Origin of the sequence: Micromonospora sp. NPDC023814, assembly GCF_040639595.1 — a bacterium.
Taxonomy (GTDB): Bacteria; Actinomycetota; Actinomycetes; order Mycobacteriales; family Micromonosporaceae; genus Micromonospora.
This window is the reverse complement of record NZ_JBFAAF010000076.1, coordinates 25,117-33,877: the sequence shown is the minus strand read 5'-3', so window position 1 is coordinate 33,877 and position 8,761 is coordinate 25,117. Positions and strand designations below refer to the sequence as shown.

Genomic DNA, 8,761 nt, shown 5'->3' with positions numbered 1-8,761 from the left:
CGAGGTGACCTGTGCTGAGCATGCCGAGCGCCGCGAGGATCTGCCCGTACAGGCGCGCCACGGTGGTCTTGCCGGTCCCCGGGTTTCCGGCGCCCCCGTGCGCGGGCCGGCGGCACCGGCGCGGGCAGGGTGCGTCGCCGCAGCGCCAGGCGCGCGTGGCCACCCACCTGCCGCAGATCGCCGCGGGTGCGGAGCGGATCGACAACCGACGACGGGATCCATAGACTCCGGTCTTTCTGGTACCACACCTCCAGGGAGGACCCACGTGCCGAGCGAATCCCGACCGCACCCCGTCCCGCCGTCGAACGCGGCACCCCGCCGACCGGCCCGCGCGCTGACCCGCCTCGCCGGGGTGGCCCTGGTGGCGGGCGCGCTGGTGACCGGTGGCGGCGCCGCCGCGGTCGCCGCGCCCGCCGGGTCCCCGGCCGGCTCCACCGCCGGTCCCCGGGTCACGCCGGGACCGTGCGCCTACACCGAGACGCCGGAGGAGCCGGCGGCCCGGCCGGTTCCGCTGCCGCCCGACCCGAGGCGCACGCCCGACCGGGGCACGGTGCGGGTGACGCTGCGGACCAACCAGGGGCCCATCGGGCTGACGCTCGACCGCGAGGCCGCGCCGTGCACCGTGCAGAGCTTCCTGCACCTGGTGCGGCACCGCTTCTACGACCGCACCTCCTGCCACCGGCTCACCGCGTACCCGACGCTGAAGGTGCTCCAGTGCGGTGACCCGTCCGGCACCGGCTCGGGCGGCCCGGGCTACCGGTACCTCGACGAACTGCCCACCGACCTGCCGCCGGCACCGACCGACCCGACCGGCGTGCGCCGGCTCTACGCCCGGGGCACGCTCGCCATGGCCAATGCCGGCCCGGACACCAACGGCAGCCAGTTCTTCCTGGTCCAGTCCGACTCGGCGCTGCGCCCCAACTACACCGTCTTCGGCTCGATCGACGCCGCCGGCCTGGCCACGCTCGACCGGATCGCCGCCGGCGGCATCGCCCCCACGGCCGAGGACCCGGCGCCGGTCGACGGCGCGCCCGCCCTGCCGGTCGACATCCGCCGGGCCGTCCGGCACCACCACTGACCGTCTCCACCGCCCCCGCCCGGCCGTCCCTCCGACGGGCGGGGCGGGGCTGGCGGTTCCCGTGCGTACACCTGTCGCCGGACCCGGGGGCCGACGGGCCCGCACCCTGATCGAAATGCGTAGCGCGCAGACCCCCGGCTTCAGTCGTGGGGATAGCGCGTCGATTCTAGACGGACAGTAGATAGTGCCGAGTTGTATGCTGTCCGGGTGTCCGTCACGCTGCGGTCGAACAGCGACGTCGTCTTCCAGTGTGCCTTCCATGTGGTGTGGTGTCCGAAGTATCGGCGCAGGGTGCTCGACGGCCGGGTTGAGGAGCGGCTGAAGCAGCTGATCCGGGAGGTAGTTGAGGAGCGGGGGGCGTGGCTGGCGGCTTTGGAGGTTATGTCGGACCGTGTCTATCTGCTGGTTGAGGTGGACCCGCAGTATGGGGTCCACAGGCTCGTCAAGGCGATCAAGGGACGCACCTCGCGGGTGTTGCGGGAGGAGTTCCCGTCGTTGCGTTCGCGGTTGCCGACGTTGTGGACGAACTCGTACTTCGTGGCGACCACGGGCGGTGCCTCGCTGGCGGCCATGGAGCGGTACGTCGAGCAGCAGAGGGGCCGCTGAATTGTTGACCGGCCGCCGTTACCTGCTCGCGTTCACCGATGAGCAGGTCGCCTATGCCGAGCAGGTGGGGGCGGCGTGTCGGGCGGTGTGGAACACCGCGTTGGAGCAGCGTCGTGAGTACCGTCGGCGTGGCGGGTTCATCGGCTATGTCGAGCAGGCTCGGCAGATGGCCGAAGCGAAGAAGGATCCGCACTGCGCGTGGTTGGCCGACGCTCCGTCGCACACGTTGCAGCAGACGTTGCGGGACGTGGACCGGGCCTGTAGGACGCATGGCACGTGGAGGGTGCGGTGGCGGTCGAAGTCGCGTACCGCGCCGTCGTTTCGGTTTCCTGACCCTCACCAGATCGCGGTGCGTCGGCTGAGTCGGCGGTGGGGTGAGGTGCGGCTGCCGAAGTTCGGTGCGGTGCGGTTTCGCTGGACCCGACCGCTGGGCGGCGCTACCCGTAGCGCCACGGTCAGCCGGTCCGGTGGGCGCTGGCACATCTCGCGCGTGCACGGCCGTAACCGTCGGTCGGGCCGCCGCGACGCGGTGCGTGCGCAACTCGGCCGCCTCCACGCCCGTATCCGCGACCGGCGTGCGGACTTCGCCGCCCGGACCGCCGTGCGGCTCGTCCGCCATCACGGCACGGTCGTCGTGGAGGACCTGCGAATCAGGAACATGACCGCCAGTGCCAAGGGCACGATCGAGCGACCCGGCCGTAATGTTCGGCAGAAGGCTGGCTTGAATCGGGCCATCCTCGCCAAGGGCTGGGGTGGGTTTCTGCTCAGGTTGGAGCAAGTTGCTCGGTATCACGGGGCGCAGGTCGTGAAGATCGACCCCGCGTACACGTCGCAGACCTGCAATGCCTGCACGCATGTCGCCCGGGAGTCCCGCGAGAGCCAAGCGGTCTTCCGGTGCGTCGCCTGCGGGCACCAGGACAACGCCGACGTGAACGCGGCCAAGAACATTCTCGCCGCCGGGCTGGCGGTGACAGGGCGTGGAGACCTCGCCGTTGGGCGGTCCGTGAAGCGCCAACCACCCGAACGGCTCGCGGCGTGAATGCGCCTCAGCCACGGGAATCCCCCGGCTTCAGCCGTGGGAGGAGGTCAAAGACAGGGGGCGTGGACAGGGCGGGCCGGGCCGGTCGGCGGCCCCGGGGCGCGGCCCGGGCCGTCGCCGTGGCCGTGGTGGTCGCGGCGCTGGCGCCGGCCTGCACCCGGCCCGGGCCGGCGCCGGCACCGTCGGCGACCGCGACCGCGACGCCGCGCCTGCCGGGCTTCGTCGTCCTCACCGACGTGGACTCGCGGATCCGCACCGACATTCGGTACGCCACCGCGCACAACTTCGTCGGTCGGCCGGTCGCCGGTTACCCCGAACCGCTCTGCCTGCTCACCCGGCAGGCCGCCGAGGCGCTGCGCCGGGTGCAGGACGCCGCGCTCGCCCGGGGCCGCAGCCTGAAGGTGTACGACTGCTACCGCCCCCGGCGCTCCGCCGACGACTTCGTCGCCTGGGCCAGGCAGCCCGGCGAGCAGCAGATGAAGGCGGAGTTCTATCCCCGGGTGGCGAAGTCGAAGCTGTTCGACGAGGGGTACATCGGCGTACCCACGGCGCACAGCCGGGGCAGCACGGTCGACCTGACCCTGGTCGACGTGCCGACCCCCACCCAGTCCCCGTACGCCCCGGGCCAGCCGCTGGTCTCCTGCACCGCCCCCCGGGGGCAGCGGTTCGGCGACAACAGCGTCGACATGGGCACCGGCTTCGACTGCTTCGACCCGCTCGCGCACACCGACTCGCCGGGGATCACCGGCACCGCGCGGGACAACCGGCGGCTGCTGAGGCAGTTGATGACCGACGGCGGCTTCGTCAACTACGACCGCGAGTGGTGGCACTACCGCTACCGCGACGAGCCCTGGCCGGACACGTACTTCGACGTGCCGGTGGCCCGCACCTCGGTGTCGAGCGGATAGCCGGCGCAGCGGCCCACCGGCGCGGCGGGTGATCGGCGCGGCGGGCAACCGGCAGGGCAGGGCACGGGCCGGTCTCCGCGGGTGACCGGCGAGGTGCGCGGCGGGACGCGGTGCGGCGCGGGGCGGGCACGTCCGGCATGATCGCCTCGGGAGGGCGCCGCCGCGCGGGGCCCGCAGGACACTCCGACGGCGGCGCGTCGTCGGGCGAGGGGAGCCGGCAGTGACCACCGAACGCATCGGCCCACCGCTCACCGGGGGCGAGCGCGAGATGCTCCGCGCCTTCCTCGACTACCACCGGGCGACCCTCGCCATGAAGTGCGACGGGCTGTCCGACGAGGACCTGCGCCGGCAGTCGATGCCCCCGTCCACGCTGTCGCTGCTCGGCCTCGTCCGGCACATGGCGGAGGTGGAGCGTAACTGGTTCCGGCGGACCATCGACGGCGAGGACATCCCGCTGGTCTGGTCGGACTCCGGCGACTTCCAGGTGGCGTACGACGCCAGCGGCGCGACCCGGGCGGAGGCGTTCGACGCCTGGCAGCGGGAGGTCGCGCACTCCCGCCGGGTCGAGCGGGAGGCGGAGTCGCTCGACGTGACCGGCCACAACGCCAGGTGGGGCGAGGACGTGTCGCTGCGGCTGGTGATGCTGCACCTGATCCACGAGTACGCGCGGCACAACGGCCACGCCGACTTCCTGCGTGAGGGCATCGACGGCACCGTCGGCGCCTGACCGGCGGCAGCGGGGAGCCCGGGTGCGGCGGTCAGCCGTCGGCGCGCAGCGGCAGCCAGGCCAGCACGTCCTGGATCTTCGCGTCCCAGTACGCCCAGTCGTGCGCGCCGGGGGAGAAGTCCACGGTGAGCGGGACGCCCCGCTCGCGGGCCGCCGCGACGAAGGTCAGGTTGTCCTCGTACAGGAAGTCCTCCGTGCCGCAGGCGACGTAGAGCGCGGGCAGGTCGGTGCCCGCCTTGTCGAGCAGGGCGACGGCGTCGTCGTCGCTGCCCGTGACGGTGCGCTCGCCGAAGACGGTGTGCCAGACCTGGGCGTCGATCGGGTGGACCGGATCGTGCCGGCGGCCGGCCACGTCGAGCGCGCCGGACAGGCTCGCCGCCGCCGCGAACCGGCCCGGGTCGCGCAGCGCCCACTTCACCGCCCCGTAGCCGCCCATCGAGAGCCCGGCGACGAAGGTGTCCTCCCGGCGCGCCGAGAGCCGGAAGAACTGGTGGCACAGCCCCGGCAACTCCTCGCTGAGGAAGGTCCAGTACCGGTTGCCGTGCTCCTCGTCGCTGTAGAAGCTGCGCCCGACCTGGGGCATCACCACCGCCAGGCCGAGCGGCGCGACGTACCGCTCGATGGACGTGCGGCGCAGCCAGATCGTGTCGTCGTCGGAGAGGCCGTGCAGCAGGTAGAGCACGGGCGGGTCCCCGTCCGGGGCGCTGCCGGCCATGCCGATCTGCGAGGAGGTTCGCTGCGGCAGGAGCACCGTCATCGAGGTGCTGAGACCGAGCACCTCGGAGTAGAAGTCAGCACGCATCAGGGCCACGGTCGTCGACCGTAGCCCATCCTCACATCCGCTGGAGGACCCCGGCAGGCCACTCAGCCGGGGGTCGCCCGGGTCGCGGCCCGCAGCCGGTCGTCGAGCGCGTCGAGGTCGGGGACGAACCACACGTGGTCGGCCTGGTTCGACTCCTGGACGAGGGCGCGCAGGGCAGCGCTGGCCGCGAGGTGTCGGGAGATGTCGCCGACGACGACCAGGCGCACGCGGTAGTTGACGAACTTCTGCATGATCTCGCCGGCGAAGCGGGTGCCGAGGGAGAAGAAGGACGGGTCCAGCCGGTGTGCGGGCAGGGCCACCACCTCGGCGCCGAGGAAGGCCGCGCCGATCAGGTCCAGCGCGTCCTGCGCCGTGGCCACCGGCGGACCGTCCGGGTCGCACACCAGCACCGGCACGCCGGCCCGCTCCCGCACCACGTCAGGCATTCCCGACCTCCCGGGTGAGCAGGCCGTTGTCGCCGTCGAGCACCGCGTCGAGCAGGCGCAGCAGCTCGGCGGTGGCGGCGGCGTCGCCGAGTATCACGATCTTCATGCGGTGTCGCTCCTCGTCGTGGACGGTCTGGACGCGCAACGGGTGGCCGGGGTCGTGGCCGGTGTTCGCCCCGGCCAGGACGAGCGTGCCGAGTCGGTCGGCCGCGCTCCGGTCGACGCCGTCGATCTGCACGATGCTCGACACGTCCACTGCCGGGCCCGCGGCGGGACGGGACGGCTCCGGCCGCCCGGTCAGGGCGTCGAGGTCGGCGCGGGCGATCCGGTACTGCTTGCCGATCCGCACCGCCCTCAGTCGGCCGGCGCGGATGTAGCCGCGCACGGTGCGCACGTGCAGACCGAGCCGCTCGGCCACCTGCTCGACGGAGTACATTTCCTCACTCATCACTCCCTAATCTAGTTCAGATAGGGAGTGATAGGGAAGTCGAAAAGCGGTGCGGGGTCCTGTGACGCGGCCCACCGGCCGGTGCGCGCCCGGGCACATCCATTGCGGCCACCGTCCGGCGCGCCTACGCAAGGTCAACCGAATGACCCAGGGGAGCAGCTCTATCGACGGGGATGTTGCGGTCTGGGATGTCAGCCAACGGCATGGAGCCGCCTGGTCGGAGAAGAAAGTCACTGACGTCCAGCTGCACTACCTGCCGTGGGACGACTACATCAGGGGTTTCTGGTGCACTCGGATCACCGTCCGGTTCGGCGCCGCCGTGGTCGAACTGCTGCTCGGCGGCGACGGACGGGAGGGGCAGCTCAGCCCCGCGGCAGACAACGTCGCGGTTCTGTTCGACCCGCCTCAGCTTCCAGAGTGGGAACCGACCGCACACTGAGGTCGAGCCCCCCTTTTCCCCGCTTCGTTGGGAAACGGAAGCGATGTCCGGCCGCGACCCGCAGCGCGGCCTAGGCGCGGCGCATGCGGGTCGCAGATCGCGGCGAACTGCGCCGTCTTACCCCGGCGGTAGCGTGGACGCGCACGGACGCGCGAGGGAGGACGAATCGTGGCGGACAGCCGGGAGAAGGTCAGCGTCGCCTGCGCCGAGTGCGGCTACACGCGGTCTGTGCGTGCGGTGCTGGTCCGCGGCTTCGACGCGCTGGTGTGCGCCCGGCACCGCCTCCCCAGTCCGCCGGCCTCGTTGGTCGTACCTGCCGGTTACGTCGTGACCGTCACCCCGAACGTCGCCGGATATTTCACCGGCCACACCGTCGGCGAGTCGACCGCAGCCGAGGCGCGCTCGCTCTGGCGTGCCGCGGCGCTCGCCGCCGCCGCAGCCGACCGCCCCGCCCCGCCCCGCCACTGCCGCCGGCCGCGGACGTGCCGGCCTGGCAGCCGGTCGTCGACGCACTCACCGCCGAGCTCGGTCCCGACGGCTGGGAGCTCGCCGACGCCGCCTCCGAACGCGGCCGCCGGGGCCGGGTGTGGACAGTGAAGATCTACACCGACTTCGGCTGGGCCGGGTTCCTCGCCGGGTCGCCTCGGCGGATCGCCGCAGATCTGGCAGCGATCCGCGACGACTACGCCCGGCAGGCTGCCGCCGCCGGGCTGACCTGCCCCCGCTGCGACGCCGACCTGTCTCCGGCCGCGCCGGCCACTCGCTGCGGCTGCGGCTCGATTGCCTGGCATCCGGTCGCCTGGACCGCTGGGGACCTGGTGTCGGCGATCGCCGACGTGCTGGCCTACGTCGACGATGCCCCATCGTATGAGGTCGCCGCCGAGCAGGTGTTGCTCACCTGCCTGCTCGAACCACCCCACATCGAGTGGGACGCGGGCGAGCTGCCGCGGGTAGCGGGCACCTTCGACGACATTGCGGCTGCGCTGCGGGTGCTCGTTCCGAGCGCGCGCTGGGCGACGATCGGTGGACGATTGTGCGGAGTGCTGCCAGTGGGGGTCCATTGGGAGGGCGGCCCTGGGGCACAGTTGCGCCAGGCGGCGACTGTCCTCGGGTACCGCGTCCACCCGATCAGTTCCCTGCGCATCCCCTGCCTGGCGGCGGGCGATGACGCCGACCACGACCTGCCGACATGGTTCGACGTCACCGCCTCGGGCGAGGGCTGGCAGTTGCGTATCGACGCCGGCGCCGGCCGGCTGTGGCAGCGGTGCGTCGACGAGCACCCGGACGTGGACGACACCGACCTCGACGAGGTCGTCGGCGACGTGCTGGGCGACGCCATGTTGTCCGGGGATCATGCGGTGTGGTCGGTAGCCACGTCTTGGTGGGAAGGCGTCCTCGCGGTCGCGCGCCCGATCGACGACCCGTTCGACGCTGCGGCGCTGTGCGCGGCGCTACGCGAGGGCGTCGAGGCGGTAGGTACCCTTCACGCCACCGCCACCACCCGCGTCACCGCCTCTTTACGCGGTGCCAAGTAGCCGTAGGCGAATATCCATTGCGGCCACCGTCCGGCGCGCCTACCGTCATCGGCGCAAGGTCAACCGAACGACCCAGGGGAGTACGCCGTGTCGCAGCGCACCCGCACCGACGCCGTGTGGCCGACGCCGCACGACGGTGCCTCGCTGCCCACAGGGGAGCGCGCCCTAGGTCAGTGCCGTCCCGAGCAGGGCCGGCAGTCGGGGTGGCGGCGCGACTAGCGCCAGCGCGTACGCGCAGCCGCCCACCCCGCCGGGGGCCGGGCGGCTTTTTCGTCCACCCGGACCGACGTTCCCCCCGCCCCGCCCGTCCCGGCGAGGTCGACCCTTCTCAACTCCATAGTGGAAGCAACACCCCGGTCGCCCACCACGGGCCGACCGGGGAGACGACACCGTCACCGGGACGAGGGAGCTGGCTGACCCGCTCGCCTTGGGCGCGAGAGACACGGGGTTCGATTCCCCGGTCCCGGACGGCAGGGCAGGGCGTCGACCCTGCCCTGACACGGGCCGTTGGAGCAACTGGAAGCTCGCCCGGTTCTCAGCCGGGAGGTCACGGGTTCGAACCCCGTACGGCCTACGCGGCGACGCCCGAGCGGCGTCGCAGGCACGCGGTTGTGGCGCAGTCAGGTCAGCGCGTCACCCTGCCACGGTGAAGATCGCCGGTTCGAGTCCGGCCAACCGCTCCACCCGCCGGGCCCCGCGCCCGCCGGGCCGGCCGCGCGCTGGGCGCAGGGGG

General features: G+C 72.6%; 11 protein-coding genes and 3 tRNA genes. 10 read left to right on the top strand and 4 right to left on the bottom strand.

The window, feature by feature from the left end:
• On the bottom strand, positions 1-205 hold a 205-nt coding region (locus AB0G14_RS29310), incomplete at its 3' end, for a hypothetical protein (RefSeq protein WP_357702890.1).
• A gap of 60 nt (positions 206-265) precedes the next feature.
• Between AB0G14_RS29310 and AB0G14_RS29305 the strand changes: the two genes are divergently transcribed.
• The 5 genes from AB0G14_RS29305 (at position 266) to AB0G14_RS29285 (ending at position 4,358) form a co-directional block, all read left to right on the top strand.
• Positions 266-1,078 (top strand): peptidylprolyl isomerase, encoded by an 813-nt coding sequence (locus AB0G14_RS29305; RefSeq protein ID WP_357702888.1) that lies wholly within the window; start codon positions 266-268, stop codon positions 1,076-1,078.
• Between the two features lie 207 nt (positions 1,079-1,285).
• A complete protein-coding gene (gene tnpA, locus AB0G14_RS29300) occupies positions 1,286-1,684 on the top strand; it encodes an IS200/IS605 family transposase (protein ID WP_357702886.1) in 399 nt (132 codons plus the stop codon).
• A gap of 4 nt (positions 1,685-1,688) precedes the next feature.
• On the top strand, positions 1,689-2,723 hold the full coding sequence (locus tag AB0G14_RS29295; protein ID WP_357702884.1) for a transposase: 1,035 nt from the start codon (positions 1,689-1,691) through the stop codon (positions 2,721-2,723).
• A gap of 62 nt (positions 2,724-2,785) precedes the next feature.
• A complete protein-coding gene (locus AB0G14_RS29290; protein ID WP_357702882.1) occupies positions 2,786-3,631 on the top strand; it encodes a M15 family metallopeptidase in 846 nt (281 codons plus the stop codon).
• A gap of 220 nt (positions 3,632-3,851) precedes the next feature.
• On the top strand, positions 3,852-4,358 hold the full coding sequence (locus AB0G14_RS29285) for a DinB family protein (RefSeq protein ID WP_357702880.1): 507 nt from the start codon (positions 3,852-3,854) through the stop codon (positions 4,356-4,358).
• A gap of 31 nt (positions 4,359-4,389) precedes the next feature.
• On the opposite strand, the gene AB0G14_RS29280 is transcribed toward AB0G14_RS29285, so the two are convergent.
• The 3 genes from AB0G14_RS29280 to AB0G14_RS29270 are packed head-to-tail and all read right to left on the bottom strand — an operon-like array spanning position 4,390 to position 6,054.
• Positions 4,390-5,169, bottom strand: coding sequence for an alpha/beta hydrolase family protein (locus tag AB0G14_RS29280; protein WP_357702878.1), 780 nt, complete (start codon positions 5,167-5,169; stop codon positions 4,390-4,392).
• A gap of 53 nt (positions 5,170-5,222) precedes the next feature.
• Positions 5,223-5,606, bottom strand: coding sequence for a DUF4180 domain-containing protein (locus AB0G14_RS29275; RefSeq protein ID WP_357702876.1), 384 nt, complete (start codon positions 5,604-5,606; stop codon positions 5,223-5,225).
• Positions 5,599-6,054: a helix-turn-helix domain-containing protein gene (locus AB0G14_RS29270; RefSeq protein ID WP_357702874.1), complete on the bottom strand. Its 456-nt coding sequence runs from the start codon at positions 6,052-6,054 to the stop codon at positions 5,599-5,601. Before AB0G14_RS29270 ends, AB0G14_RS29275 begins: the two co-directional genes overlap by 8 nt.
• A gap of 142 nt (positions 6,055-6,196) precedes the next feature.
• Here AB0G14_RS29270 and AB0G14_RS29265 point away from each other — a divergent pair, with 142 nt between their 5' ends.
• From AB0G14_RS29265 to AB0G14_RS29245, 5 genes are all read left to right on the top strand, one after another.
• Positions 6,197-6,493, top strand: a complete 297-nt coding sequence (locus AB0G14_RS29265; protein ID WP_357702872.1) for a hypothetical protein — start codon at positions 6,197-6,199, stop codon at positions 6,491-6,493.
• A 593-nt stretch (positions 6,494-7,086) separates the two neighbouring features.
• A complete protein-coding gene (locus tag AB0G14_RS29260) occupies positions 7,087-8,028 on the top strand; it encodes a hypothetical protein (protein WP_357702870.1) in 942 nt (313 codons plus the stop codon).
• Between the two features lie 395 nt (positions 8,029-8,423).
• Positions 8,424-8,496 (top strand) — tRNA-Pro (locus AB0G14_RS29255).
• Between the two features lie 33 nt (positions 8,497-8,529).
• Positions 8,530-8,602, top strand: a tRNA-Glu gene (locus tag AB0G14_RS29250).
• A gap of 31 nt (positions 8,603-8,633) precedes the next feature.
• A tRNA-Gly gene (locus tag AB0G14_RS29245) sits at positions 8,634-8,711 on the top strand.
• Positions 8,712-8,761: the final 50 nt, after the last annotated feature.

Excerpts from the sequence above, each read along its gene's own strand:
- AB0G14_RS29270 (WP_357702874.1), bottom strand. The coding sequence starts at position 6,054 with ATGAGTGAGGAAATGTACTCCGTCGAGCAGGTGGCCGAGCGGCTCGGT.
- AB0G14_RS29265 (WP_357702872.1), top strand. The coding sequence starts at position 6,197 with ATGACCCAGGGGAGCAGCTCTATCGACGGGGATGTTGCGGTCTGGGAT.
- AB0G14_RS29275 (WP_357702876.1), bottom strand. The coding sequence starts at position 5,606 with ATGCCTGACGTGGTGCGGGAGCGGGCCGGCGTGCCGGTGCTGGTGTGC.